The sequence below is a fragment of the Catenulispora pinistramenti genome, assembly GCF_018274385.1.
GTDB lineage: Bacteria > Actinomycetota > Actinomycetes > Streptomycetales > Catenulisporaceae > Catenulispora > Catenulispora pinistramenti.
In genome coordinates this window covers 1-23,863 of the sequence record NZ_JAAFYZ010000174.1, presented here as the reverse complement: position 1 = coordinate 23,863, position 23,863 = coordinate 1, and the positions used below count along the sequence as shown (strand labels likewise).

At 70.5% G+C, this 23,863-nt stretch carries 28 protein-coding genes and 1 riboswitch; of the genes, 17 read left to right on the top strand and 11 right to left on the bottom strand.

All coding sequences use genetic code 11. The features are described 5' to 3' along the window. Positions 1–538 (bottom strand): protein kinase family protein (locus KGQ19_RS35520; RefSeq protein ID WP_212017513.1); only part of this gene is annotated, 538 nt, incomplete at its 3' end. Positions 539–577: 39 nt separating this feature from the next. Continuing rightward, positions 578–2,533, bottom strand: a complete 1,956-nt coding sequence (locus KGQ19_RS35515) for a serine/threonine-protein kinase (RefSeq protein ID WP_212017511.1) — start codon at positions 2,531–2,533, stop codon at positions 578–580. Between the two features lie 86 nt (positions 2,534–2,619). Between KGQ19_RS35515 and KGQ19_RS35510 the strand changes: the two genes are divergently transcribed. Continuing rightward, positions 2,620–3,354 (top strand): class III extradiol ring-cleavage dioxygenase family protein, encoded by a 735-nt coding sequence (locus KGQ19_RS35510; RefSeq protein ID WP_212017509.1) that lies wholly within the window; start codon positions 2,620–2,622, stop codon positions 3,352–3,354. 143 nt (positions 3,355–3,497) lie between these two features. On the opposite strand, the gene KGQ19_RS35505 is transcribed toward KGQ19_RS35510, so the two are convergent. Then, the gene (locus KGQ19_RS35505; RefSeq protein WP_212017506.1) at positions 3,498–3,941 is read right to left on the bottom strand and encodes a hypothetical protein; all 444 of its coding nucleotides are present in this window, start codon (positions 3,939–3,941) and stop codon (positions 3,498–3,500) included. 130 nt (positions 3,942–4,071) lie between these two features. Here KGQ19_RS35505 and miaA point away from each other — a divergent pair, with 130 nt between their 5' ends. Genes miaA through KGQ19_RS35485 form a run of 4 tightly spaced genes read left to right on the top strand, consistent with a single transcriptional unit; the run spans position 4,072 to position 7,892 of the window. Continuing rightward, positions 4,072–4,986, top strand: coding sequence for a tRNA (adenosine(37)-N6)-dimethylallyltransferase MiaA (gene miaA / locus KGQ19_RS35500; RefSeq protein ID WP_212017504.1), 915 nt, complete (start codon positions 4,072–4,074; stop codon positions 4,984–4,986). Continuing rightward, positions 4,983–5,903 carry a diaminopimelate epimerase gene (gene dapF / locus KGQ19_RS35495; protein WP_212017502.1) on the top strand — a complete coding sequence of 307 codons (921 nt, stop codon included), beginning with the start codon at positions 4,983–4,985 and terminating at the stop codon, positions 5,901–5,903. Before miaA ends, dapF begins: the two co-directional genes overlap by 4 nt. A gap of 15 nt (positions 5,904–5,918) precedes the next feature. Next, positions 5,919–7,010 (top strand): ferrochelatase, encoded by a 1,092-nt coding sequence (locus tag KGQ19_RS35490; RefSeq protein WP_212017500.1) that lies wholly within the window; start codon positions 5,919–5,921, stop codon positions 7,008–7,010. Between the two features lie 57 nt (positions 7,011–7,067). Further along, positions 7,068–7,892: an inositol monophosphatase family protein gene (locus tag KGQ19_RS35485; RefSeq protein ID WP_212017498.1), complete on the top strand. Its 825-nt coding sequence runs from the start codon at positions 7,068–7,070 to the stop codon at positions 7,890–7,892. A 47-nt stretch (positions 7,893–7,939) separates the two neighbouring features. Here the strand turns inward: KGQ19_RS35485 and KGQ19_RS35480 are convergent, their stop codons facing one another. Then, a complete protein-coding gene (locus KGQ19_RS35480) occupies positions 7,940–8,122 on the bottom strand; it encodes a hypothetical protein (protein WP_194896931.1) in 183 nt (60 codons plus the stop codon). 203 nt (positions 8,123–8,325) lie between these two features. Here KGQ19_RS35480 and KGQ19_RS35475 point away from each other — a divergent pair, with 203 nt between their 5' ends. The 3 genes from KGQ19_RS35475 to KGQ19_RS35465 are packed head-to-tail and all read left to right on the top strand — an operon-like array spanning position 8,326 to position 10,594. Beyond that, positions 8,326–8,982 carry a response regulator transcription factor gene (locus KGQ19_RS35475; protein WP_194896932.1) on the top strand — a complete coding sequence of 219 codons (657 nt, stop codon included), beginning with the start codon at positions 8,326–8,328 and terminating at the stop codon, positions 8,980–8,982. Positions 8,983–9,011: 29 nt separating this feature from the next. Beyond that, a complete protein-coding gene (locus KGQ19_RS35470; protein WP_212017496.1) occupies positions 9,012–10,262 on the top strand; it encodes a sensor histidine kinase in 1,251 nt (416 codons plus the stop codon). Between the two features lie 35 nt (positions 10,263–10,297). Beyond that, the gene (locus tag KGQ19_RS35465) at positions 10,298–10,594 is read left to right on the top strand and encodes an MTH1187 family thiamine-binding protein (RefSeq protein WP_212017494.1); all 297 of its coding nucleotides are present in this window, start codon (positions 10,298–10,300) and stop codon (positions 10,592–10,594) included. Positions 10,595–10,643: 49 nt separating this feature from the next. Here KGQ19_RS35465 and KGQ19_RS35460 read toward each other — a convergent pair whose 3' ends face one another. Continuing rightward, entirely contained in the window at positions 10,644–11,153 is a 510-nt protein-coding gene (locus KGQ19_RS35460) for a flavoprotein (protein ID WP_212017492.1), read from the bottom strand. Between the two features lie 120 nt (positions 11,154–11,273). On the opposite strand from KGQ19_RS35460, the gene KGQ19_RS35455 reads away from it, so the two are divergent. Further along, on the top strand, positions 11,274–12,488 hold the full coding sequence (locus tag KGQ19_RS35455; protein WP_212017490.1) for a helix-turn-helix domain-containing protein: 1,215 nt from the start codon (positions 11,274–11,276) through the stop codon (positions 12,486–12,488). Between the two features lie 356 nt (positions 12,489–12,844). On the opposite strand, the gene KGQ19_RS35450 is transcribed toward KGQ19_RS35455, so the two are convergent. Next, complete coding sequence (locus KGQ19_RS35450) at positions 12,845–13,363, bottom strand: gamma carbonic anhydrase family protein (RefSeq protein ID WP_194896937.1); 519 nt, start codon at positions 13,361–13,363, stop codon at positions 12,845–12,847. A 341-nt stretch (positions 13,364–13,704) separates the two neighbouring features. Here KGQ19_RS35450 and KGQ19_RS35445 point away from each other — a divergent pair, with 341 nt between their 5' ends. After that, on the top strand, positions 13,705–13,998 hold the full coding sequence (locus tag KGQ19_RS35445; RefSeq protein WP_194911845.1) for a DUF4193 domain-containing protein: 294 nt from the start codon (positions 13,705–13,707) through the stop codon (positions 13,996–13,998). 253 nt (positions 13,999–14,251) lie between these two features. On the opposite strand, the gene KGQ19_RS35440 is transcribed toward KGQ19_RS35445, so the two are convergent. Both KGQ19_RS35440 and KGQ19_RS35435 read right to left on the bottom strand, forming a co-directional pair. Further along, positions 14,252–14,704, bottom strand: a complete 453-nt coding sequence (locus KGQ19_RS35440) for a DUF3093 domain-containing protein (protein WP_212017488.1) — start codon at positions 14,702–14,704, stop codon at positions 14,252–14,254. A gap of 55 nt (positions 14,705–14,759) precedes the next feature. Continuing rightward, a complete protein-coding gene (locus tag KGQ19_RS35435; protein WP_212017486.1) occupies positions 14,760–14,987 on the bottom strand; it encodes a hypothetical protein in 228 nt (75 codons plus the stop codon). 187 nt (positions 14,988–15,174) lie between these two features. Between KGQ19_RS35435 and KGQ19_RS35430 the strand changes: the two genes are divergently transcribed. The 4 genes from KGQ19_RS35430 to KGQ19_RS35415 all read left to right on the top strand — a co-directional run bounded on the left by KGQ19_RS35430 (position 15,175) and on the right by KGQ19_RS35415 (position 18,222). Further along, the gene (locus KGQ19_RS35430) at positions 15,175–15,714 is read left to right on the top strand and encodes a PaaI family thioesterase (RefSeq protein WP_212017515.1); all 540 of its coding nucleotides are present in this window, start codon (positions 15,175–15,177) and stop codon (positions 15,712–15,714) included. Continuing rightward, complete coding sequence (dut, locus tag KGQ19_RS35425) at positions 15,714–16,172, top strand: dUTP diphosphatase (protein WP_212017484.1); 459 nt, start codon at positions 15,714–15,716, stop codon at positions 16,170–16,172. Before KGQ19_RS35430 ends, dut begins: the two co-directional genes overlap by 1 nt. 226 nt (positions 16,173–16,398) lie before the next feature. Continuing rightward, complete coding sequence (locus KGQ19_RS35420; RefSeq protein WP_212017482.1) at positions 16,399–17,169, top strand: DUF3710 domain-containing protein; 771 nt, start codon at positions 16,399–16,401, stop codon at positions 17,167–17,169. 186 nt (positions 17,170–17,355) lie between these two features. Further along, positions 17,356–18,222, top strand: coding sequence for a DUF3159 domain-containing protein (locus KGQ19_RS35415; RefSeq protein WP_212017480.1), 867 nt, complete (start codon positions 17,356–17,358; stop codon positions 18,220–18,222). 39 nt (positions 18,223–18,261) lie between these two features. Here KGQ19_RS35415 and KGQ19_RS35410 read toward each other — a convergent pair whose 3' ends face one another. Then, positions 18,262–18,870, bottom strand: a complete 609-nt coding sequence (locus KGQ19_RS35410) for a TetR/AcrR family transcriptional regulator (RefSeq protein ID WP_212017478.1) — start codon at positions 18,868–18,870, stop codon at positions 18,262–18,264. Between the two features lie 66 nt (positions 18,871–18,936). Here KGQ19_RS35410 and KGQ19_RS35405 point away from each other — a divergent pair, with 66 nt between their 5' ends. Then, positions 18,937–19,275, top strand: coding sequence for a hypothetical protein (locus KGQ19_RS35405; RefSeq protein ID WP_212017476.1), 339 nt, complete (start codon positions 18,937–18,939; stop codon positions 19,273–19,275). 223 nt (positions 19,276–19,498) lie between these two features. Here KGQ19_RS35405 and KGQ19_RS35400 read toward each other — a convergent pair whose 3' ends face one another. Together KGQ19_RS35400 and KGQ19_RS35395 are read right to left on the bottom strand one after the other, a co-directional pair. Further along, positions 19,499–20,167 (bottom strand): potassium channel family protein, encoded by a 669-nt coding sequence (locus KGQ19_RS35400; RefSeq protein ID WP_212017474.1) that lies wholly within the window; start codon positions 20,165–20,167, stop codon positions 19,499–19,501. Further along, positions 20,167–20,826: a potassium channel family protein gene (locus KGQ19_RS35395; RefSeq protein WP_212017472.1), complete on the bottom strand. Its 660-nt coding sequence runs from the start codon at positions 20,824–20,826 to the stop codon at positions 20,167–20,169. The genes KGQ19_RS35400 and KGQ19_RS35395 overlap by 1 nt, the downstream gene beginning before the upstream one ends. Positions 20,827–20,964: 138 nt before the next feature. Between KGQ19_RS35395 and KGQ19_RS52225 the strand changes: the two genes are divergently transcribed. Then, positions 20,965–22,332, top strand: a complete 1,368-nt coding sequence (locus KGQ19_RS52225) for a class I SAM-dependent RNA methyltransferase (protein ID WP_212017470.1) — start codon at positions 20,965–20,967, stop codon at positions 22,330–22,332. Between the two features lie 2 nt (positions 22,333–22,334). After that, a riboswitch (ZMP/ZTP riboswitch) is annotated at positions 22,335–22,421 on the top strand. Between the two features lie 28 nt (positions 22,422–22,449). Then, positions 22,450–23,712, top strand: coding sequence for a serine hydroxymethyltransferase (glyA, locus tag KGQ19_RS35385; RefSeq protein WP_212017468.1), 1,263 nt, complete (start codon positions 22,450–22,452; stop codon positions 23,710–23,712). Positions 23,713–23,863: the final 151 nt, after the last annotated feature.

Genomic DNA, 23,863 nt, shown 5'->3' with positions numbered 1-23,863 from the left:
GGTGGGGGGTGGGTGTCGGGGAGTGGCCCTCGGCGGCCAGGTGGAGGGCGGTGCCGAGGGTGGAGAGGTCGTTGGCCGTGGTCTCGATGGGCAGGAGGACTACATGGCCGTCGTCGGTGAGGAGGATGTTCTCGGGGGTCGCTGAGAGGCGGGGGCCGGTGGCGGACAGGGCTGTGAGGGCTTCCGCCGCTATCAGGAGGACCTGTTCGTTGGGCAGGGCGCCCCATTCGGCGACGGCGTCGGCCAGGGTGCGGGCCGCGATCGGTTCGGTCACCAGCCAGGCGCCGGCGTCGCCGGTCGCGGTGCCGATGACGGGGAGGACGCCTCGGCGGTCGTGCCAGCGTGCGGGGTCGAGGACTCCGGAGCCTGCTAGGGCCGCCACCTCCGCAACGGTTCCCGGGCCGTCGTCCTCCGACATCGCGACCGGGACTAACACCACCTCGGCGCCGCCGGACTCGTCGCGCGCGCGCCATGCCGGGCCTAGCGGCTCCTCGGCACGATACCTTCCGGCGACCAGATCCCCACGCTGTACGGACAAGGCCCCGCCCTCCCTCGTCATCAGGTCCCTGCTATCTCGTCATTGGTTCGCGACTTGGGGGCCGCCCAGCTTCGCCGCGCTGGTGGCCGCCGCGTCGAGCCAGGCCCGCGCCGACTGGTCGCTGGTCAGGTTCACGTAGAACGCCACCGCGTGGACCAGGTACCGGTGGTCGGGCTGGACGTACCCGTACTCCTGGGCGTTGGTGGTGCTCTTGTGCTGGGCGCAGATGTCCGCGCCCGGTCCGGTGGAGGGGCACCAGATGCCCCAGTCGTCGAGCGTGTACGCCTGCTTGGTGTCGATGTCCGTGAAGGCGTTCTTCGCCGTCGGCGTGTCCGGCAGCGGCAGTACCGCGATGTCCACCAGGACCCGGCCCGCGCTGTCGGTGTACGTGCCGATCGCCTGGTTGGTGCACTTGTACTTGGTGAGCACGCCCTGCAAGTAGGAACTCTCGTTCTTGTTCAGGCAGGTGTCGGTCCAGCGGTTCGTCGCGTTGTACACCACGCCCTTGGAGTCCGTGAACGTCACCGGTAGCAGCGCGTCCGGGTTGAACGGCGTCTGGTCCGTCGTGGAGAGGTCCCACGTCGCCGGGTCCGTGGAGTTGCCCGTGCTGGACGGGGCGCTCGTGGACGGCGACGTGGTCGGCCCGGTGGCGGTGGCCGAACCCGAGGCGGGGGCGGACGACTTCGGTGCGGACGGCGCGCCGGAGCCCGACGTGGAGACCGAAGAGGTGTTGCCCACCGGCGTGTTCGCGTTCTGGTTCTTGCTGCCGCCTCCGCCTGACAGCGCGATGGCCGCGACCACGCCACCGACCACCAGCAGCGCGCCGATTCCGAGGCCGACGTTCCGGCCGGTGTTGTTCTTCGGCGCGGGCATCGGGGTGGTGTGGAATCCGGGCCCGGGGCCGGGGCCCATGGGACCGTTCGGCCCGAACGGCATCCCCTGCGGCGGATAAGGAGTCGGTCCCCCGCCCATGTTCCCGGCCGGACCGACCGCGTTCGCGGCCATCGTCGGCGGCGCGGTGGAAACCGGGCCCGGGTAAGGCGTTCCCGCGCCGGGACCCCCGCCCGCCGGAGTACTGCTGTCGCCGTTGGTCCCCGCCACCATCGTCGGGGGCACGAAAGGATTCGGCGTCCCGGACGACGTCGCCCCGCTCAGCCGCTCCAACTCCGGCCGGACCCGCGCCGCGTCCCACCGCGCCGCCGGATCCTTCGTCAGCAGCCCGTTGATCAGCGGGGCCAGCGCCGGGATCCGCGCTATCGGCGCCGTCTCCTCGAACAGGACCGCGGTCAGTACCCCGACCGCGGTCTCCCGCGAGAACGGCGAGCGGCCCTCGGCGGCGAAGTACAGCGTGGCGCCGAGCGAGAACAGGTCGGAGGCGCCGTTGCTGGCCTCGCCGCGGGCGCGTTCCGGTGCCACGAACTCCGGCGAGCCGACCAGGACGCCGGAGGCGGTCATGTTCAGGTCCGATTCCTGGACCGCGATGCCGAAGTCGGTCAGGAGCACCCGGCCGTCCGTGGTGAGCAGGACGTTCGCCGGCTTCACGTCGCGGTGCAGGATCCCGGCCGCGTGGCTGGCGGTGAGCGCGTCCAGCACGCCCAGGCCGATCTTCGCGACCTGCTCCTGCGGCAGCGGGCCGTGGCGTTCGACGGTCTGCAGCAGGTCGTGGGACGGGATCAGGTCCATGACGATCCACGGCATGCCCTGGTCGGACACCATGTCGTGGACCGAGACGATGTGCGGGTGGTTGCGCATCCGGGCCGCGTTGCGGGCCTCGCGCTGGGCCCGGGCCAGCCGCTCGGCGCGCTCGGTGTCCGACAGCATCGGCGGCAGCCAGACCTCCTTGACCGCCACCTCGCAGTCCAGCGACTCGTCGTAGGCCTTCCAGACCCGGCCCATGCCGCCGGCCCCGAGCCGTTCCAGAAGCCGGTACCGCCCGGCGACCAGGATGCCCTCCGAGCCGTGGCTGTCTGTGCCGTTGTCTTGTTCCCCAGCCACCGCTGGCCCCTCCAGATTCCGACTTTACGCAGACCAGTGTGGCAGCACCGGCCGATGGCCGCGACCATGTGCCCTACCCTGGACGGGTGTTGATCGCCGCCGCCGTCGTGCCGCATCCTCCGGTCCTCGTGCCCGAGGTCGCGCAGGGTTTGTCCTCGGATCTCGACACGCTTCGTGCCGCCTGCGACATGGCCGTCGACCGCCTCTACGCGGCCGGAGCCGATGAACTGCTGATTGTAGGGGCCGGGCCCGGGCCGAGCAGCCGGGTCGCGATACAAGGGGGTTTCCACGGGTATGGAGTCGACCTGGACGTCGACGGCCAGTGGGGTTCCGTCACAGAGCGCTTAGTCCCGATGACCCTGCCGTTCCTGATCGCCGCCTGGCTGCTGCGCGACCGGCCGGCCGAGCCGGTGCGGCGGGCGCTGATGGTGGACGAGCGGACCGGCGAGGTGCCGGCGGTCAGCGGAGGCGGCGGACCCGGCAGTGGACCCGGCGGCGAAGGCGAACGCGGAACACGCCAAGCGATGCTGGTCCTCGGCGACGGAACCGCCTCCCGCACCCCGCAGGCCCCCGGCCACTTCGACGAACGCGCCGAACCCTATGACGCGGCGGTCGCGCGGGCCCTCGCCACGGCCGACACCGCGATGCTCGCCGAGCTCGACCCGGAACTGTCGCGCGGACTGCACGTCGCCGGTGTCCCGGCGTGGAAGGTCCTCGCCGACGCGGCGGCCACATCAGGAGTCGAATACGACGCCGAACTGCTCTATAGCGAAGCCCCCTACGGCGTCGGCTACTTCGTCGCTACTTGGCTCGCGCGCTAATAGCGCGCTAATAGGGATTCTCCTTATATAGAGACCACCTATAGAGACCACAAGCACCAACGGCCGCGGCCACCATCTCTGGTGGCCGCGGCCGTATTCCATCCCTCCCGACGGCGCCGCCGCTGAACAGCGCCGCAGGCGTGTCAGCTCAGCCGGTCCTTGGCCTGCTGGACCCCCGAGTCGATCTTCTCGCCGGTCTTCTCGGCGGCGCTGGCGGCGTTGTCCTTGATGCTCTGCGTCATCCCGCCGCCCGCCGTGTCTGTGTCGGCCGAGTCCGCGCCCATCGGATCCGCGGTCGGGGATCCGTCGTCGCCGACGCCGGGCGCCGCCTCTCCGGTCTGGGCCACCGGACCGCCCTCGGAGACCATGGCGGACGCCTCGGACTCGGCGCCGGCCGGGGCCGAGGGGGCCTGGGCGGAGGGATCGTCCGCCGCGCCGCCGCTCTTCTTCTTGTCCACCATGTCCGAGACCTTGTCCTTGGCCTCGCCCGCAAAGTCGCCGGCCTTCTTCGCGGCCTGCCCCGCCACGTCGCCCGCCTTGTCAGCGGCCTCGCTCACCTTGGTCTTGAAAACATCGAAGATGCCCATGTCGCGTGCGTTTCCTTCCGTGAAGGGGGACCTTCCCCCAAGTGGATCACGGCATCGGTCACCTGTCGACCCGAGGCGATCACGGAATGTGACGGTGCCGGGATGGGAGAATCGTGATCGTGAACGCCGCATGAGCACAGCCACCGTCCCGGTGATCGCCGTCGTCGGCCCGACCGCCTCCGGCAAGTCCGACCTCGGGGTCGCGCTGGCCGAGGCGCTGCACGGCGAGGTGGTCAACGCCGACTCGATGCAGCTGTACCAGGGCATGGACGTCGGCACCGCCAAACTGACCGTCGCCGAGCGGCACGGCGTGCCGCACCACCTGCTCGACGTCTGGCCGGTGACCCGGACCGCGAACGTCGCCGAGTACCAGGCCCTGGCCCGGGCCGAGGCGGACCGGCTGATCGCGCGGGACGCGCCGCCGATCTTCGTCGGCGGGTCCGGTCTGTACCTGCGCGGTGTCCTGGACGAGTTCGAGTTCCCCGGCACCGACGGCGTGATCCGCGAGCGCCTGGAGGCCGAACTCGCCGAGGTCGGCCCGAACACGCTGCACCAGCGGCTGGCCGCGCACGATCCGCAGGCCGCCGAGACGATCCTGCCGTCGAACGGCCGGCGCATCGTGCGCGCGCTGGAGGTGATCGAGCTCACCGGCGGCCGGTTCACCGCGACCCTGCCCGAGCACACCGACCACTACCCGCGCACCGTGCACGTCGGACTGGACGTCGATCGCCCGGCGCTGGACGAGCGCATCGCACTGCGCGTGGACCGCATGTGGGACGCCGGGTTCGTGCAGGAGGTGCGGGACCTGGAGCCGCGGGGGCTGCGCGACGGCCTCACCGCCAGCCGCGCGCTCGGCTACGCACAAGTCCTGCGGTTCCTGTCCGGGGAGTGCACTGAGGAACAGGCGAAGGAGGAGACAGTGCGCGCCACCAAGCGGTTCGCGCGCCGGCAGGACTCCTGGTTCCGCCGGGACCCGCGCGTGCACTGGTTGCGATACGACCGTTCCGACCTGGTGGAGGCCGCGCTCGATAGGATCGGGGCATGATCTTCGACGGCCTGCCGGCCCGCACCACGCTGACCAAGGGGCACGGCACCGAGAACGACTTCGTCATCGTCCCGGACCCGGACGGCGCCCTGTCGGCGCAGCTCACCCCGACGCGGGTCGCGGAGCTGTGCGACCGGCGGGCCGGGATCGGCGCCGACGGAGTGCTGCACGTCGTACGCACCGCCAATATGGCCGGGTACGAGGAACAGGCCGCGGAGGCGGAGTTCTTCATGGACTACCGCAACGCCGACGGCAGCGTGGCCGAGATGTGCGGGAATGGCGTCCGGGTCTTCGCTCTGTTCCTCACTGCGCGCGGTTTCGTTAAGGGCGGCGCTATAGGCGAACCCGTGCAGTTCTCTGTAGGGACGCGCGGCGGGATCAAGCGCGTGACGCTGAAGGCCACCGGCGAGCAGACCGCGGACGTGACCGTCGACATGGGTGTCCCGGTGTTCCCGACTGAACGGGGCTCCGTCACGGTCGACGTGAAGGGCACCCCCGAGCCCGCCGTGGATGTGGACATGGGCAACCCGCACGCAGTGGTCTTCGTGGACTCCACCGCCGACGCCGGGACGCTCTACGACATGCCGACGGTGCTGCCGGCCGGCGTCTACGCGGAAGGCGTCAACGTCGAGTTCGCCGCCGACCTCGCTCCGCGGCACCTCGCCATGCGCGTCTACGAACGCGGCGTCGGCGAGACCCGCTCCTGCGGAACCGGAGCCTGCGCGGTGATGATCGCCGCCGCGCGCCGCGACGCGGCGGACACCGGCACCGAGTACACCGTGGACGTCCTCGGCGGCCGGCTGCGCTTCGTCGAGCGCGCCGACGGCCACCTGGAGATGACCGGCCCGGCCGCGCTGGTCTGCACTGTTTTGCCCCCTCTTGACATCATCCCTGCGGCAACCCCTGAGAACCGGTGACGGAGTCCCGCTGACATGTCGAACACCGCTCCGTACGACGCTCTGCTCCTCGTGTCCTTCGGCGGCCCGGAGGGCCCCGACGACGTGGTGCCCTTCCTGGAGAACGTGACCCACGGCCGCGGCATCCCGCCGGAGCGGCTGAAGGAGGTCGGCGCCCACTACTTCGAGTTCGGCGGCGTCAGTCCGATCAACCAGCAGTGCCGCGACCTGATCGCCGCGCTGCGCCAGGACTTCGCCGACACCGGGCTGAAGCTGCCGATCTACTGGGGCAACCGGAACTGGAACCCGTTCCTCGCCGACACGCTGGCCGAGATGGAGGCCGACGGAGTGCGGCGCGCGCTCGTGGTCTTCACGAGCGCCTACTCCTCCTACTCCGGCTGTCGTCAGTATCGGGAGGACCTGGCGCGCGCTCTGGCGGAGTCCGGTACCTCGATCCAGTTCGACAAGATCCGGCCGTACTTCAACGACCCCGGGTTCGTCGAACCGATGGCCGACGCGGTCTCGGCGGCGGTCGCCGGACTGCCCGAGGCCGCGCGCATCGCACCGCGCCTGGTGTTCGTCACGCATTCGCTGCCGCGAACCTACGCGCAGAGCGCCGGTCCGGTCGGCGGCGCGTACGTCTCCCAACACCTGGAAGTGGCGCGGCTGGTGGCCGAGGGCGTCAGCCGCCGCACCGGCCTGGTGCTCCCGCACGAACTCGTCTTCTGCTCGCGCAGCGGCCCGCCGCGGACACCGTGGCTGGAGCCGGACGTCAACGACCACCTGCGGGACATCAAGGCGCAGGAGGCGACCGGCGCGGTGCTGGCCCCGATCGGCTTCGTCTCCGACCACATGGAGGTCATCTACGACCTCGACACCCAGGCCGCCGAGACCGCGCAGGAGATCGGCCTGCCGACGGCGCGCGCCGCCACGGTCGGCACCGATCCGCGGTTCGTGGCCGCTTTGCGGCGCCTGGTGTTGGAGCGCTCGGCGGTGGCGCGCGGGGACAGCGAGGGCGAGTCGCTGTCGAACGTCGTCGGCCGGCTGCGGGCGTTCCCGGACGTGTGTCCCCTGAACTGTTGCCCGAATCCGCGCGCGCCGCTCCCGGCGGTGGCGGGGGAGGACTGAGAGCTCCCTCGCGGCGCAGCAGCTAGCACGCACCAAACCCAGGAAGGCCCTGCCCCCATGCCTGAGAACGTCAATCCCAAGGACCTACTGGAACTCGCGGTACGCCTCGCCGACGAAGCGGGACGCCTCCTGGTCCAGGAGCGGCCGCGCGATCTCGGTGTCGCCGACACCAAGTCCAGCCCCACCGACATCGTGACGGTGATGGATCAGCGTTCGGAGAAGCTGATCGTCGAGGGCATCCTCGCCGAGCGGCCGGACGACGCCATCCTGGGCGAGGAGGGCTCGGACCGCCAGGGCACCTCCGGGGTGCGCTGGGTGATCGACCCGATCGACGGAACGGTCAACTACCTGTACGAGATCCCGCTGTGGGGCGTCTCGATCGGCGTGGAGGTCGACGGCCAGACCGTGGCCGGCGTGGTCGAGATCCCGATGTTGCGCGAGACCTTCACGGCCTTGCGCGGGGATGGCGCTTACCGCAACGGGGAGGCGATCCGGGCCTACAGCGCGCAGTCCGAGGGCAAGCCGGTTCCGCTGGAGCGCGCGCTGATCGCGACCGGCTTCGGGTACGCGGCGCGGCGGCGCGCGGTGCAGGGCGAGATCGTCGCGGATCTGCTGCCGCGGGTGCGGGACATCCGGCGTGGCGGCTCGGCCGCGCTGGACCTGTGCTCGGTGGCGTGCGGGCGGGTGGACGGCTACTTCGAGCGCGGCGCGAAGCCGTGGGACCTGTCGGCCGGCGCGCTGATCGCGCAGGAGGCCGGTGCGAAGGTCGGGGGACTACACGGAGCGGCCGCCTCCGACGAGATGACGGTGGCGGCCGCTGAGGGGTTGTTTGAGGCCCTGTGCGGGTTTCTCGAGGGGCACGACGCGGCGCGGGACTCCTGAGGGGTTGAGGGTATGAGGTGAGTCCCTCGCCTACCTGCCGGGTTCGGTCAGGCGGCGCGGGGGAGGTCGTCGCGGACCTCCACGTGGTGGTTCGCGGCGATCCGGAGCAGGTTGTCCAACTCGGCCTGTTCGACCTGCACCGCGTAGGCGTCCTCGGCGATCATCGAACTTTGCATGCGGGCCTTCGTCTCGCGGATACGCTGGGTCAGGCCGGTGACGAATTCGTGCATGGTGTCTCTCCTGCGGGGGTGACGCTAGGGGGCTTTTTCGCCTCCTGCCCGGCATCCTCGCCGGGGAAACTTTGGATCACCTGAGAAAACCCTGTGATCGTGAGATGTCGGTCACTTACCCCGGGTTTACGTGATGACCAGGCATGATGGGCCGGAGTCCCGATAGCGGGTAGTAGCCGGGCCGTTTCTAGGGAGAACGCACTGTGCGGGTGCTGGTCGTTGAGGACGAGCAGGTTCTGGCCGACGCCGTGGCCACCGGGCTGCGCCGGGATTCCATGGCCGTGGACGTCGTCTACGACGGCGACGCCGCGCTGGAACGCATAGCCGTCAACGACTATGACGTCGTGGTGCTGGACCGCGATCTGCCGCTGGTGCACGGCGACGACGTGTGCCGGCACATAGTGCACAGCGGCCTGGCGACCCGGGTCCTGATGCTGACGGCGGCCGGCGACGTCGCGGACCGGGTCGAGGGCCTGACCATCGGCGCCGACGACTATCTGGCCAAGCCTTTCGCGTTCCCTGAGCTGATAGCGCGGATCCGTGCGCTCGGGCGCCGTGCCGTCCCGGCGCTGCCGCCGGTGTTGGAGCGGGCCGGGATCCGCGTGGACCCCAGTCGGCGCGAGGTGCTGCGCGACGGACGGCAGGTGCCGTTGTCGCCCAAGGAGTTCGCGGTGTTGGAAGTGCTCATGCGCGCCGATGGCGCGGCTGTGAGTTCCGAGCAGCTGCTGGAGAAGGCCTGGGACGAGAACGCCGATCCGTTCACGAACGTGGTCCGCGTCACAGTGATGACGCTGCGCCGCAAGCTCGGTGAGCCGCCGGTCGTGCTGACCGTGCCAGGCGCGGGTTACCGGATTCCCTGATGCAGGACGTTCAAGGTATACAGGGCCTGATGGCAGGCAATTCGGGCGGGGTCGACAGCACCTACGGCGGTGAGCTCGGGCCGGCACCGGCCCCGCCGCCGCCGCGGCGCGGGCTGACCATCCGGCTGCGGATGACCATCGCGTACGGCCTGGCGGTGTTCCTGACCGGTGCGGTGCTGATCTACACGGCGTACACGCTGTTCCGGTGGCGGCTCGGGCACCCGAACCAGAATGTCGCCGAACCCGCGGGCTGCCCGCCGGCCCCTCGGACTCCGGGCTATCAAGCCCAGGTGAAGTACTGCAACTCCATCAAGGACCAGCAGATCCTGAGCCAGATCGACACGCCGCTGATCATCGTGCTGTTGATCTCCGCGGTGGTCGCGCTCCTCATCGGATACTTTCTGGCCGGCCGGTTCCTGCGCCCGATCAACCAGATCACGCGCACCGCGCGCCGCGTCGCCAACCGTCCGGACCGCGCCCTGCACGCCCGCATCGACATGGACGGCCCGCAGGACGACGAGCTCGTCAACCTGGCCCAGACCTTCGACGGCATGCTGGACCGGCTGGACCACGCCTTCGAGGGGCAGCGGCGCTTCGTCGGCAACGCCTCGCACGAGCTGCGCACCCCGCTGGCGATCAACCGCACGCTGCTCGAAGTGACGCTGATGGACCCGGAGGCGTCCGAGCAGACCCGGCAGCTGTGCCGGACGCTGCTGTCCACCAACGAGCGCAGCGAGCGCATGATCGAGGGCCTGCTGCTGCTGGCGAAGGCGGACAACGAGCCGACCAACCGGGAGGACATCGACCTGGCGGAGGTGGCGTACCGCTCGGTGACGCAGTGCGAGATGGAGGCGGCCGAGCGGCACGTCGCGATCCGCACCTCGCTGCAGTCCGCGAACGTCTCCGGCGACGGCATCCTCATCGAGCGCATCGCGATGAACCTGATCCAGAACGCGCTGCGGCACAACATCGGCGCCGGCGGCTGGGTCGACGTGCTCAGCTACGACCGCTCGCACGACCTGCCCGGCCACGGTCTGCTGGTGGTCGCCAACACCGGCCCGGAGGTCCCGCCGTACGCGGTGGAGACGCTGTTCGAGCCGTTCAAGCGCGGCTCGCAGTCCGCCGGCGCCGCGGCCGCGCGCGATCCGAAGGACAAGGGCGTCGGGCTGGGGCTGTCGATAGTGCGTTCCGTGGTGCGGGCGCACGGCGGGCGGGTCGCCGCCGAGCCGCGGCCGGGCGGCGGGTTGATCGTGCGGGTGTGGCTGCCGGTGCGGGTGTGAGGGTTCGCTCTAAGCGCGCGCTCTAAGATCGGACCATGATTGTTGCGTTCTCTGTGACCCCGCTCGGTGTCGGTGAAGGTGTCAGCGAATATGTCGCCGACGCGGTGCGGGTGGTGCGCGAGAGCGGCCTGCCCAACTCCACCGACGCGATGTTCACGAGCATCGAGGGGGAGTGGGACGAGGTGATGGCGGTCGTGAAGGCCGCTGTGGACGCGGTGGCGGCCAAGGCGCCGCGGGTGAGTGTGGTGCTGAAGGCGGACATCCGGGCCGGCGTCACCGACGGGCTGACGGCCAAGGTGGCCGCGGTCGAGGCGAAGCTCGCCGGGGAGTAGTTCCGAAAGTCGTTCACTCCACAGTTCACTTCACAGCTCAACCCGTCGTTCACTCCGTGAGGAGTTCGGCCATCGCCGATCGCAGTTGCCCCCACGGGAACTGCTGAACCCCGTCCTCCGGCTGGATGAAGCGCACGCCGTTCTCGAAGAGCAGCTGCGCGTGCCTGTCGAACGCCGGGTGCTTCTGGAGTTCGTCCTTGGCCCAGACGGTCGCCGCGATCGGCAGGCCCGCGCCCAGGCTCTCGTTGAGGATCCCGAGGACCAGCGTGTCGGAGAGCCCCAGCGCCCACTTGTTCACGGTGTTGAACGTCGCCGGCGCGACCAGGACGGCGTCCGGGGACGGCAGCACGTCCGGTTCGCCGGGGTGGCGCTGCTCGACCCGGACCGGGTAGCCGGTCGCGATGGACACCGCCGCGGCGTCCAGGAAGCGCTCCCCGTTGGGTGAGCACAGGACGCACACGGTCCAGCCGTCGGCCTGGAGTCCGGGGACCGCCTCCGGGTGGGACAGCAGTTCGGCCGCGGGCGGGGCGCCGCAGGCGATGAGGTAGAGCACTGGCACAGGGAACCTCCCGGCTGGTCGGGGACTTTCTGTCGTCCTGGCCGGTACGCGACCGCGCCCGGGCGGACCATGGAATCGCAATCGGGATGTTCCTCATTGATCGCAATTGTGAGGCCCAGTATGGCGATCCACACGACCTACGAGCCGGAGCCGGACGGCGGGCGCATCCGCCGTCTCCGCAAACGCGCGGGGTTCACGCAGGCCGAGTTCGGCCAACTCATGGGCCGCTCCCAGGGATGGGTGTCGGGCATCGAGAACGGCGATCTGGAGCTCGATTCAGTGACCCTGATCGTACGCGCCGCGAGCGTCCTGAAGGTCTATCCCAACGAAATCACCGGACGGCCCTATGACCCCGGCACCCCCGCCGAGGACCGGGGCCACCGCGCGATCCCGGCCCTGCGGCGCGTGGTGTCCCGGCACGACCTCCCGCCGGACTGGCCGGTGGAACCGCGGTCGCGCCCGGAGTTGGAAGCGGCCGTGGAGCAGCTGGCGGTCTTGCGGATGGCCGCGCGCTACGCGGATCTCGGGGAGGCCGCGCCGAACCTGATCCGGGAGATCCACGCGGCGGCGTACCTGGCGCGCGCGGGAGAGGAAGCGGAGCGATTACACGGGCTGCTCGCGCGTGCGTATAAGGAAGCCGACACGGTCGCCCACGAACTCGGCTACGACGACCTGTCGACCCTCACCACCGAACGCTTCCGCGCCGCCGCCGACCGCTCCGGCGACCCGAACCTCTCGGCGGTCTTCGACTACCTCCGCGTCCGCGACTTGTGGGCCGCGGACTTGTGGCCGGACGCGCTGGAGGTGATCGACGGCGCGATCGGCTCCGTCGGCGAACCGCGCCAGAAGCCGCAGGCGTCGGTGTGGGGCTCGCTGCAACTGCGCGCGGCCATCACCGCGGCGCTGTCTTCCAGGGAGGACGAGGCATGGCACCGGATCGGGCTGGCCGACGAGACCGCGCGCCGCCTGGGGGACGGCTACGACCCGTACAAGCTCGCCTTCAGCCCGACCAACGTGGAGCTGCACAAGCTCGCCGTGGCCGTCGAGATCCGCGACGGGGCCCGGGCCGTGGCGCTGGCCTCGCAGACCCGCATCCCGCCGAGCTTCCCGGCTTCCCGGCGCGGCCGCTTCCACCTGGACTCGGCGCGCGGCTGGATCTACCACGGCGGGTACGACCAAGCGCTGAACGAGATAGAGCGGGCCGAACGCATCGCGCCGCTCCTGGTGCGCAACAACCCGGTCGCCAAGGCCGCCGTGCGGTCGCTGCTGAGCCACGAGCGGCGGTCCCAGCGGGAGCGCCTGCGGCGTATGGCGGGGCGGATGCACATCTCCTGAGGCGGTCTCTGGGGCGCGCCTAGGGAGAGGGTGCGCAGAGGGAAACGCTTAAAGAGCGCGGGATGGCCATCCGCCAGATGCCGGGACTGGGTCTGGGTCTGGGCCCGAGTCCGAGGCTGGGTCCGAGGCTGGGTCCGAGACCGGGTCCGGGTCCGGGGCCCGAGGTCCGAGGTCCGAGGCCAGGTCCGGGTTCAGGTCGGGACGCGGCCCCAAGGCGTCCCGGCCTTCGCTTCAGAACGGGGCCGAAGGCGTTGCCGGCGGCCGGCCGTCAGCGCGGCCACCCCGCGGTCACTCCGAGCGCGCCAGAGCCGCGTACGGGCCGCTTCGTCGTGTCAGGAGGGTTACCGCGTCCGCCCTCAGTCCACGCGCCGCAATTCCTGGCGGTACCGCTTGCCGTTGGCGACGTACCGCGCCACCGCGTCGTCGAAGCTGCCCTCGGCGACCGCGTTCTCGCGGATCTTCGCCGGGACGCCGAGGGCCATCGCGCGGGAGGGCACCTCCACGCCGTTGCTCACGACCGCGTTCGCGCCCACCAGTGCCCCCGTGCGCACCACGGCGCGGTGCAGCACCACCGAGCCCGAGCCGATCAGGCACCCGTCTTCCACCACGCACCCCTCCAGATGCGCGATGTGACCAACGACACAGTCTGATCCGATCACTGTGGGCAAGGTCTCAGTGGCGTGCACCACTGTGCCGTCCTGAATCGACGTTCGGTCGCCTACTGTGATCCGGCCGTAATCGCCACGCAGGACCGCGCCGGGCCACACCGTACTGCCGGCACCCACGCTGACCTGGCCGATCACGGTCGCGTCCGGATGGATGTAGGCGTCGGGGTGGATTTCCGGCACTGCGTCGCCGATTGCGTAGACGGCCATGGTTGGTCATCCTTCCTGGGTGTGGCTGCTGTGATGTCCGGAACGAAACGGGGCGAGATGGGACTCATGGGACGGTCGATCAGGGGCTCGGATCACCTGTTCGGGTCTGTTCCGGGGTGTCGATTGCGTAACGGGTCTTGAAGTACGGCACAATCTGCGCTTCAGCGGGCACAATCGCGCTCCTTTCCGCGTTACTGCGCTGACGGCGAAACGCCGACGGCGCCCGCGCGCAGACGGTAGCGCACCGCTTGTGCCGGCCGCGTCGGGGCGCCACCGCCGTCGCCGCACTGAACAGCACCAACACGACGACGAAAACAGCCGTCAGGGGAGAGGGATCAAGAATGGCTACCGACTACGACACACCGCGCAAGACCGACGACGACCTCAACGAGGACAGCCTGGAGGAGCTGAAGGCCCGCCGGACAGACAAGGCCGCGGGCCTGGCGGACCTGGACGAGGGCGACAACGAGTCGCTCGAACTCCCCGGCGCCGACCTGTCCAACGAGGAACTGTCGGTGCGTGTGCTGCCACGCCAGGCGGACGAGTTCACGTGCACCAGCTGTTTCCTGGTGCACCACCGCAGTCAGCTGGCGCGGGAAAAGGGCAACGAGATGATCTGCAAGGACTGCGCCTGACCGCGTCGTCGCCAGGTAGTCTCTGCGCCCCTTGGGCCCCGCGTTCGCGGGGCCTTTATACCTTTCCGGGCACTGTCAAGAATCCGCGCCGGAACCGGCGGGGGTCAAGGAATGCCGGCGGAAGTTGCTGCGAACGGGCGAGTAACGCCGGGCGGGCGACGCCGGTTTGAGTAACGCCGGGGTGAAGTAACGCCGCGCGGGCAACGCCGGGGCGAGTGGCGCCGGGCGAGTAACGCCGGGCGGGCCAGCGGGCTCAGCGTGCTGACAGCACCTTCACCAGCTTCTCGGGCCGCCGCGTCGACAGGTACAGGTACGGCGTCGGGTCCTCCGGATCGGTGACCTCCACCCGCACCGCGGTGCGCACATAGCCGCGCAAGAGCATGAACGCGCGTGCGTCGGCCTCCGTGGTCCGTAGCAGGCGCGCTTCCTCGGCGTCCAGGGCGGTGGCGGCCCCGAGCGCCGTGAGGGGGAGACGGGCCTGGCCGGCTTCCAGGTAGCCGTCCTGGACGCGGACTCCGATGCGTCCGTAGGCGACCACCAGGGCCCCGCACAGTGCCGCCGTGACGAGCAGCGCTATCAGCGCCGCTGCCGGACTCATCCGCAGGAACACGAGGCCGCCCATGATGCCGGCCATCGCGGTGACGGCCCACCAGCCGGCCGGTGCGGTGAGGCGTTCGTCGTAGGTGCTGTCCTTGCCTGCTGCCATGCCGACAATCTCCCACATGGTCCTAGGGGCCCTGCAGGGTCCCCTGTCCGGACCGCTAGTGGTTATTGGTGGCGGCCTCCTTTCCGGGGGCTGCGCCATCCCATCCGGGGATTTCGGTGATGGTCTCCGGCTCCACGTCCCACTCGCGCCCGCCGGTGGGCGGCCGGAGCCAGGCCCGGGCCCGGGTGTAGGCCATAAGCCGGCCGATCCGGCCGGTGGCGTCGCGGACGAGGGCGCCGACTTCGGGAAGGCCGTGTGTCTCAGGGCTCTCCATGGACTTCATACCCAGGACGGTAGGACGCGGGCCGGTCGCGGATATCAGTCACAGTGATACGGGACGGATACGGAGAGTGGCTGATTCTCCTCGATCGGGTGTGAGAGGGGCCACGCCCGATCCGACCGGGCAGGGGGTTGCCGGTAGATTCCTCCTCGTGAGACCTGCCTCCACGACTCCGCCGGCTGACGCGGTCATGCCGGAAAAGCATCCGAACGCCCCCGAACCGGGTACGAAGCTCGGCTCGCACTACTCGCGCTGCTTCGGCTGCGGTGACGACGCGCTGGGCGGCCTGCGGGTGTCCTCGACGGTCGGCGAGGGACTCAGCGTCACGACCGAGTTCTCCGTCACCGACAACCACCAGGGAGCCCCCGGCCTGGCCCACGGCGGCCTGCTCGCCCTGGCCTTCGACGAGGCCCTGGGCAACGTGAACTGGCTGATCGGCGCGATCGCCGTCACCGGCCGGCTGGAGACCGACTACCTGATGCCGGTCCCGGTCGGCACCATCTTGCACATCACCGCGCAGTGCGACGGCATCTCCGGCCGCAAGATCTTCACCTCCGCGGTCGGCCGGCTGAACGGGCCCGAGGGCCCGGTCGCGGTGCGGGCCACGGCGATCTTCATCCAGGTCGGGGTGGACCACTTCCTGGAGAACGGCCGGCTGGAGGACGTGCAGGAAGCCATGCACGACCCGGAGCAGCTCCGGGCCGCGCGAGCGTTCGAGGTAAACCCGTAGTGCCCGGGGTCGACGTCCTCGTCCGGCGGCTCGATCCCACCCTGCCGCTGCCCGCGTACGCCCATCCGGGGGATGCCGGGGCCGATCTGCTCACCACCGTGGACGCCACCCTGGCCCCGGGCGAGCGGGCCGTGCTGCCCACCGGCCTGGCCATCGCGCTGCCCGACGGCTACGCCGCTTTCGTGCACCCACGCTCGGGATTGGCGGCTCGCTGCGGGGTCGCACTGGTGAACGCGCCCGGCACGGTCGACGCCGGGTACCGGGGCGAGATCAAGATCATTCTGGTGAACCTCGACCCGGTGCACCCGGTGACCCTCAAGCGGGGCGACCGGGTGGCGCAGCTTGTAGTACAAAGAGTCGAGAGGGCGGTCTTCCACGAGGTCGCCGAGCTCCCGGGCTCGCACCGCGGCGACGGCGGTTTCGGTTCGACGGGGACGGCTGCGGGAACACCTGTCTAGGTTCTGTCGTTGGTTACAGATCCCGGACGTTTCCCGGAGACGGGCCCGGTGACGGTACTCTCGCCGGGGTCTCGCGTGACGACCGTGCACCAACCGGCTCCGGGTGGGCCGGGCTAGAACCGTGTCCGTCGGCGTGGCCTTCCGGCCCTGGCGGCCGGGGCGGTTTGCGCCCCGTGGAGCAGAGCGCTGCGTCACCAGGACGCAGAGATAGAGAGAGTGGGAAGCCGTGGTTTTCCGACGCGGACAGAAAGGCGACTCGGACCGGCGTGACCGGGTCAGCGAGGCGGACGCCTACGGTGACCTGAGCGAGGCCAAGGACGAGGAGCGCAAGATCAGCCTCGCCGACGTCTCGCGGGCCGCGGGGCCCTGGGACTTCAACGAGCTCGAGGACCCCAAGAACGGCCGTGTCGACCTCGGCGCGCTGCTGGTGCCGGCCGTGGAGGGGATGGAGCTGCGGCTGGAGATGGCCGACGCCGAGCAGGTGATCGCCGCCACGGTGGTGGCCCGCCAGTCCGCGGTGCAGTTGCAGGCCTTCGCCGCACCGCGCAGCGAGGGCATCTGGGCCGAGGTCCGGGCCGAGATCTCCCTGGAGATCTCCAAGCAGGGCGGCACCGTCGACGAGCGCGAGGGGCCGTTCGGGATCGAGCTGCGCGCGCAGGTGCCGGTGCAGGCCCCCGACGGCAGCCGCGGCATCCAGCTGGTCCGGTTCATCGGCGTCGACGGCCCGCGCTGGTTCCTGCGCGGCGTGGTGTCCGGGCAGGGCGCGGTGCAGCCCAAGGAGGCGCTGGACATAGAGCACGTCTTCCGGGACACGGTGGTGAGCCGCGGCAACTCCCCGATGGCTCCGCGCGACCCCATCCCGCTGCGGATGCCGGCCGAGGCGCAGCAGGCGATGGCGCAGCCGGGCGAGGAGCAGGAGGGGGAGCCGGGCGGCCAGTACGCGCACGGCGACCTGAACCCGTTCGAGCGCGGGCCGGAGATCACTGAGCGGCGCTGAGGCCGCGCCGGGCGGCGATGCGTGGCGCTGAGGCCGCTGAGCGGTACCAGCCCCACCAGGCGGCGGCGCTGGAGCCCAGCGAGGGCCGGTGGTGCCGGTGGCGAGCCGGGGAGGAATCCCCACTGAGGATGACGTGCGGGCCGAGTAGTCCTTTTCAGGACAGCTCGGCCCGCTACAGTTCGCTGTATGTCCTTGGAGAGCGGCCAGCGCGCCGAACCGATGAGCCGGGCCCGGCACGCGGCGCCGGTCGCCGACGCCGGCGGCGACCGGTCCGACTTCGAGACGGTCACCGGCCCGGCGCTGGACGACGCCGCACAGGACCTGCTCGGCGGCGTTCCGCCTGAGGAGCAGGCCCGGCTCGTCGCGGCCAAGGCCGCCGAGGCCAAGGCCTACGAGGACGCCGTCAAGAAGGCCTTCGGCGGCAAGATGGGGATGGCTGACGCCGGACTGCCGGCGATCTGCTTCCTGATCGTCTACACCGCGACCAACTCGCTCAACCCGGCCGTCCTCGGTTCGGTGGCGGTCGGCGTCGTGATGTTCCTCATCCGGCTGGTGCGCCGCGAGACGCTCCAGCACGCGCTGTCCGGCCTGTTCGGCGTCCTGGTCTGCGCCGGCTTCGCGAAGTTCTCCGGCCACGCGCAGAACTACTACCTGCCGGGCATCCTGATCAACCTCGGCTCGTTCCTGGTCTTCGCCGGTACCGCGCTGGCCCGCTGGCCGATCGCCGGCTTGATGATCGGCCCGATCACCGGTGAGATGACCACCTGGCGCAAGGTCCCCGGCCGGCTGCGGGCGTTCACGAAGGCCACCTGGCTGCTGGCCGCCCTGTTCGCGGTGAAGCTGGCCGTGCAGGTCCCGCTCTACCTCACGCACCACACCACGGCCCTCGGCGTGGCCCGGCTGGCTCTGGGCTACCCGCCCTACCTGGCGTGCCTGTACGTCGCGTGGCAGTGGATCAAGAACGCGCCGCCGCCGGTGATGCCGGTGACGGAGGACGACGAGGCGGGCGAGGCGGGCGAGGCTGAGGCGGCGGAGATGACCCCGGCCGAGTAATAGCTCGGGAGCGCTATAGCGAAGACCACAAGGGAGTCCCTACGCGGGGGCTCCCTTTTTGCGCATCCCCTCCACGATGATCGCGGCGATCTGCGCCCCGACCTCCTCGGCGCCCCGTTGCGGCCGCACCGGGTCGCGGGCCAGCCGCAGCCCGGCCGACAGCGCGCCGAACAGGCTGTGGCGCAGGACGTCCGACGCCACGTCGGCACGGAGCTCTCCGGCGGCCTGTCCGCGGGTGATCAGCTCGTCGACCCGGGCCACCAGCTCCGCTGTGTCCTGTGTGTGAGCGCTCTGCAGCACGATCGGGTAGTCCGCGCCGATCCGGGCCAGCTCGCGGATCAGTCGCGCCAGCGTCCCGGCCGCGTCGTCCCCGGCCGCCTGCGCCTGGTCCAGCGCGGCTGCGAACTCCCCGGCCGCCTCGGCGCCGATCGCCTCGACCAGCGCCTCCTTGGTGGGGTAGCGGCGGTAGACGGTGGGCCGCGCCACCTCGGCCTCGTCGGCGACCCGTTGCATGCTGGCCGCCGGGTCGTCGGCCAGCACGCGGGCCGCGGCCAGCAGGATCCGGCGCTGGTTGCGGCGGGCGTCGGCGCGCAGATCGGGCGTGGGCTGGTCGCCGGGGGTGGCCGTAGTCAATTGATACAGCTCCATCTCACTTGATACTCTACTGTCTCAGTTAGCCGCGCGCCCCGTTCCGCCCGGCTGGAAGGGACCACCATGTCCACGCTCACCCTCGACCGTTCCGACCTCACGGCGCCGGACGTCGCCGACCTGCTCCGCACCCGGCTGGGCGCCGGATACAACGTACTCCCGGGCCTGCGCACCAGCCGGCGTCCGCTGGCCCGGCCGCGTCCGGCCCCGGCCGACACCGTCCTGGTCGGCCGCGGATCGAACCGGCTGTTCTGCGCGCACGTCACCCTGGTCCGCCGCGGCGGCCACACCGACGTCGAGATCGTGCCCGGCGGGCTCGGCTGGGAGACCGCGGTGAACAGCCTGCGGCTCGGCCGGCGGATCCGCAGGGCGCTGATAGAGGCCTCGGCTTCGGCTGCCGGCTGAGGCGAGTCGCGGGCCGAGTCGCGGGCCGAGACGCGAGCTGAGTCGCGGTCCGATCGCCTTTGGTCCGCCTTCGACCCGCCTTCGACCCGCCTTCGACCCGCCTTCGACGCACCGCCGAACCCGCCGGGCGGAAACCCGCCGCCGGAATCGCCGGCAGCGAAAAGGCCGGGGCCCGCAGGGATTCGTCCCCGCGGGCCCCGGCCCTTGACCTAGGCGGCCCGAATCAGCCCTCTGCAGCCGGTGACAGCAGCTCCTCGAGCTCTTCCTCGCGGTCCACGTGCGCCACGAACAGCAGCTCGTCCAGCGCCGCCAGCGGCTCCTCCGGGCTCGGGATCAGCACCCGGCCGCCGCGGATGATGGTCACCAGCGCGGTGTCCTCCGGCCAGTCGACCTCGCCGACCGTGGTGCCGACCAGCGCGGTGTCGTTGGGCAGGGTCAGCTCGACCAGGTTGGCGTCGCCCTGGCTGAAGCGCAGCAGGCGCACCAGGTCGCCGACCGAGACGGCCTCCTCGACCAGCGCCGAGAGCAGGCGCGGGGTGGAGACCGCGACGTCCACGCCCCACTTCTCGTCGAACATCCACTCGTTCTTGGGATGGTTGATGCGGGCCACCACGCGCGGCACCCCGTACTCGGTCTTGGCCAGCAGCGACACGACCAGGTTGGCCTTGTCGTCGCCGGTGGCCGCCACCGCCACGTTGCAGCGCTGGAGCGCCGCCTCGTCCAGCGAGGAGATCTCGCAGGCGTCGGCCAGCAGCCACTCGGCGGTCGGCAGCCCCTCCACCGCGATCCGCGACGGGTCGCGGTCGATCAGCAGGACCTCGTGGCCGTTCTCCAGCAGTTCCTTGGCGATGGAGATGCCGACGTTGCCCGCCCCGGCGATTGCGACACGCATCAGGCGCCCGGTCCCTTCGCGAAAGCTTCCTCGACCCGCGCGACGTCCGCCGGGTTCACCATGACCTGCACCAGGTCGCCGTCCTGCAGCACGGTGTCGGAGGCGGGCAGCACGGCCTCGCCGAGCCGGGTCACGTAGGCCACCCGCACGCCGGTGGTCTCCTCCAGCTTGTAGACCCGGTGCCCCATCCAGCCCGGGGCGGTGTGCACCTCGACCAGGGCCACCTGACCGCTGGGGTCGCGCCACAGCTCGGTGGAGCCGGCCGGCAGCAGCCGGCGCAGCATCTGGTCCGCGGTCCAGCGCACGGTCGCCACGGTGGGGATGCCGAGGCGCTGGTATATCTCCGCGCGGCGCGGGTCGTAGATGCGTGCGCAGACGTTCTCCACGCCGAAGTTCTCCCGCGCGACCCGCGCGGCGATGATGTTCGAGTTGTCGCCGCTGGACACCGCGGCGAACGCCCCGGCGTCTCCTATCCCCGCCTCGGCAAGAGTGTCGCGGTCGAATCCGGCTCCGGTGACCCGGCGGCCGGCGAAGTGCGGGCTGAGCCTGCGGAAGGCCCCGGGGTCCTGATCGATGATCGCGACCGTGTGGCCGAGATCTTCCAGGCTGTGCGCCAGGGTGGAGCCCACTCTGCCGCACCCCATGATGACGACGTGCACGTTCGACCCTCTCGGGAGACTTAGGACGACGGACAAAGGATGTTCGTATCTCGACGGTACTACGGGGCGTGAACCCCGGTTTCCACGCCTGAGGCGCGCCCGGCGGTGGGCCATGGCGACTACCCCTAGGCTGGCGATGTGAAACGACCCGCAGACCGCCGCCGATCCGCCGCTCCGACCGCCCCCGAACCCAGCCCCGGCGACGCCGTCGGGCTCCGGATCGAGGTCGAGGTCGGCCCACCCGGACACGGCGGATTCTGCGTGGCGCGGCACGAGGGGCGCGCGGTGTTCGTGCGGCACGCGTTGCCCGGGGAGCGGGTGGTCGCGGAAGTGACGGAGGGCGACTCCAAGGACTCGTTCTGGCGGGCCGACGCGGTGGAGATCCTTCAGGCCTCCGAGGACCGTGTGCCGGCGCCGTGCGAATACGCCGGGCCGGGGCTGTGCGGCGGCTGCGACTGGCAGCACGCGAGCTATGAGGCGCAGCTGCGGCTCAAGGGCGAGGTGGTCGCCGATCAGCTGCGGCGGCTGGCGAAGCTGGACCGTGAGGTGGTGGTCGAGGAGGTCGGCTCGCCCTTCGGCTGGCGGACCCGCGTGCAGTTCGCGGTGGATCCCGACGGGAGCCTTGGGTTCCGTAAGCACCGTTCCCATGAAGTGGTCCCTGTAGAGGAGTGCGCTATTGCGTCCTCTGGAGTGGACGAGGTCGGGGCTCTGGCGCGGGACTGGCCGGGGATGGAGACGATTGAGGTGATCGCCGCGACCGGCTCTGCAGACCGGGCTCTGGTGGTCACGCCGAAGCGTGGAGAGCAGATGCCTTATGTGGGCGCCGATGTGAAGGTGTCCGTATTGCGCGGGGTCTCCAGGCACACCCACGTCTCCGGTGTGCAGCGTATCCATGGGCGTCCTTACGTACGCGAGGTCGCCGAGGGCCGCACCTGGCGGGTCAGCGGAAGCGGCTTCTGGCAGGTGCACCCGGCGGCTCCGGATGTCCTGACCGAAGCGGTCCTGGACTTCCTGAAGCCTGAGGACGGGGACGTGGCGCTCGACCTCTATAGTGGAGTCGGCCTGTTCGCCGCTCCGTTGGCTGAAGCCGTCGGCGAGAGCGGCGCGGTGTTGGCCGTGGAGCTGGACCGGCAGGCCGTGCGGGACGCCGCGCACAACCTCGGGTTCGTGGACGACGCGGAGGAGAGCGCCGAGTTCCCGTGGGTAGACCTCGTAGAGGGCTCTGTAGAGGACGTCATCGCCGACACGGGCTACCTCCCCGACCACGCGGACGTCGTCGTGCTGGACCCGCCGCGGGCCGGGGCCGGGCGGGATGTGTGCGTGCGGATCGCCGGGCTGACTCCGCGGGCCGTGGCGTATGTGGCGTGCGATCCGGCTTCGCTGGCGCGCGACGTGGCGTACTTCGCCGAGGCCGGCTACGAGCTCACCGAGCTGCGGGCCTTCGACCTGTTCCCGATGACTCGGCATGTGGAATGCGTGGCGCTGTTGGAACCCGCGCAGCGATAGCATCTATCCATCGCGACTGGCGCAGTTAGGTGGAAACAACCACCGGGAAGCGATCGATATAGCGGGCACCGTGCGCCTGGGTGTCCTTCCGGACGATGACGCCCGAGGAGGCATCACATGCACTCGCCCGCCATTCCCGAACTCGCCAAGGAAGACCCGCAGATCGCGGGTCTGATCGAGGACGAAGCCCGCCGTCAGTACGAGAAGATCCGCATGATCGCCTCGGAGAACTACGTCTCCACCGCGGTCCTGGAGGCCTCTGGCACGATCCTGACCAACAAGTACTCCGAGGGCTACGCCGGCCGCCGCTATTACGAGGGCCAGCAGTTCATCGACCCGATCGAGACGATCGCGATCGACCGGGCCAAGGCGCTGTTCGGCGTGGAGCACGCCAACGTGCAGCCGTATTCCGGCTCCCCGGCGAACCTCGCGGTCTACCTGGCGTTCCTGAAGCCCGGCGACGTCTTCATGGGCGCCGGGCTGGCCGCCGGCGGCCACCTCACCCACGGTTCGCCGGTGTCGGTCACCGGCAAGTGGTTCAACCCGGTCGCCTACGGCGTCTCCCGCGAGACCGGCATCGTGGACATGAACGAGGTCCGCGACCTGGCCCTGAAGGAGCGCCCGAAGGTCATCTTCTGCGGCGGCACCGCGATCCCCCGCACCATCGACTTCCCGGCCTTCGCCGACATCGCCAAGGAGGTCGGCGCCGTCCTGGTGTCCGACATCGCGCACATCGCAGGCCTGGTAGCCGGCGGCGCGCACCCCTCCCCGGTCGGCTACGCGGATGTCATCACCACCACCACCCACAAAACCCTGCGCGGCCCCCGCGGCGCCATGATCATGACCACCGAGCAGTACGCCACCCCGATCGACAAGGCCGTGTTCCCGGGCCTGCAGGGCGGCCCGCACAACCACACCACAGCCGGCATCGCGGTGGCACTGAAGGAAGCCGCGCAGCCGGACTTCCGCACCTACGCGGCAACCATCGTCGCCAACGCCAAGGCCCTGGCCGCCGCCCTCACCGAGCGCGGCTGGGACCTGGTCTCCGGCGGCACGGACAACCACCTGATCCTGGCCGACCTGACGCCGAAGGGCGTCACCGGCAAGGTGGCCGCCAAGGCCCTGGACGCCGCCGGCATCGAACTGAACTACAACTCGGTCCCCTTCGACCCCCGCAAGCCCTTCGACCCCTCCGGCATCCGCCTCGGCGCCGCCGCGATCACCACCCGCGGCTTGGTTCCGGAGCAGATGGGGCAGGTGGCGCAGTGGATGGACGAGGCGGTGGAGGCTGCTGCCAAGGGCGATACGGATGCTTACCCGCGGATCGCTGGGCAGGTGCGGGAGTTGATGGCTCGGTATCCGATGCCTGGGTGGGTGTGAGCTTGACGGTGTGATGGGCGCCTGCTGGTGCGGGCGCCCTTGCTTGCTTGTTTGTTTGTTTGCTTGCTTGTTTGCTTGTTTGCTTTAGCTGCTCTATCTGCGGGCTGTTCGGGGGGCGGGTCTTTTTTGGGGTCTGGGGTTTGCGGGCCGG

Coding starts and splice junctions, on each gene's coding strand:
- KGQ19_RS35505 (WP_212017506.1), bottom strand. CDS start 3,941: ATGGGCATCTTCGATGTTTTCAAGACCAAGGTGAGCGAGGCCGCTGAC.
- miaA (WP_212017504.1), top strand. CDS start 4,072: ATGAGCACAGCCACCGTCCCGGTGATCGCCGTCGTCGGCCCGACCGCC.
- dapF (WP_212017502.1), top strand. CDS start 4,983: ATGATCTTCGACGGCCTGCCGGCCCGCACCACGCTGACCAAGGGGCAC.
- KGQ19_RS35490 (WP_212017500.1), top strand. CDS start 5,919: ATGTCGAACACCGCTCCGTACGACGCTCTGCTCCTCGTGTCCTTCGGC.
- KGQ19_RS35485 (WP_212017498.1), top strand. CDS start 7,068: ATGCCTGAGAACGTCAATCCCAAGGACCTACTGGAACTCGCGGTACGC.
- KGQ19_RS35480 (WP_194896931.1), bottom strand. CDS start 8,122: ATGCACGAATTCGTCACCGGCCTGACCCAGCGTATCCGCGAGACGAAG.
- KGQ19_RS35470 (WP_212017496.1), top strand. CDS start 9,012: ATGGCAGGCAATTCGGGCGGGGTCGACAGCACCTACGGCGGTGAGCTC.
- KGQ19_RS35465 (WP_212017494.1), top strand. CDS start 10,298: ATGATTGTTGCGTTCTCTGTGACCCCGCTCGGTGTCGGTGAAGGTGTC.
- KGQ19_RS35455 (WP_212017490.1), top strand. CDS start 11,274: ATGGCGATCCACACGACCTACGAGCCGGAGCCGGACGGCGGGCGCATC.
- KGQ19_RS35450 (WP_194896937.1), bottom strand. CDS start 13,363: ATGGCCGTCTACGCAATCGGCGACGCAGTGCCGGAAATCCACCCCGAC.
- KGQ19_RS35445 (WP_194911845.1), top strand. CDS start 13,705: ATGGCTACCGACTACGACACACCGCGCAAGACCGACGACGACCTCAAC.
- KGQ19_RS35440 (WP_212017488.1), bottom strand. CDS start 14,704: ATGGCAGCAGGCAAGGACAGCACCTACGACGAACGCCTCACCGCACCG.
- KGQ19_RS35435 (WP_212017486.1), bottom strand. CDS start 14,987: ATGAAGTCCATGGAGAGCCCTGAGACACACGGCCTTCCCGAAGTCGGC.
- KGQ19_RS35430 (WP_212017515.1), top strand. CDS start 15,175: ATGCCGGAAAAGCATCCGAACGCCCCCGAACCGGGTACGAAGCTCGGC.
- KGQ19_RS35415 (WP_212017480.1), top strand. CDS start 17,356: ATGTCCTTGGAGAGCGGCCAGCGCGCCGAACCGATGAGCCGGGCCCGG.
- KGQ19_RS35410 (WP_212017478.1), bottom strand. CDS start 18,870: ATGGAGCTGTATCAATTGACTACGGCCACCCCCGGCGACCAGCCCACG.
- KGQ19_RS35405 (WP_212017476.1), top strand. CDS start 18,937: ATGTCCACGCTCACCCTCGACCGTTCCGACCTCACGGCGCCGGACGTC.
- KGQ19_RS35400 (WP_212017474.1), bottom strand. CDS start 20,167: ATGCGTGTCGCAATCGCCGGGGCGGGCAACGTCGGCATCTCCATCGCC.
- glyA (WP_212017468.1), top strand. CDS start 22,450: ATGCACTCGCCCGCCATTCCCGAACTCGCCAAGGAAGACCCGCAGATC.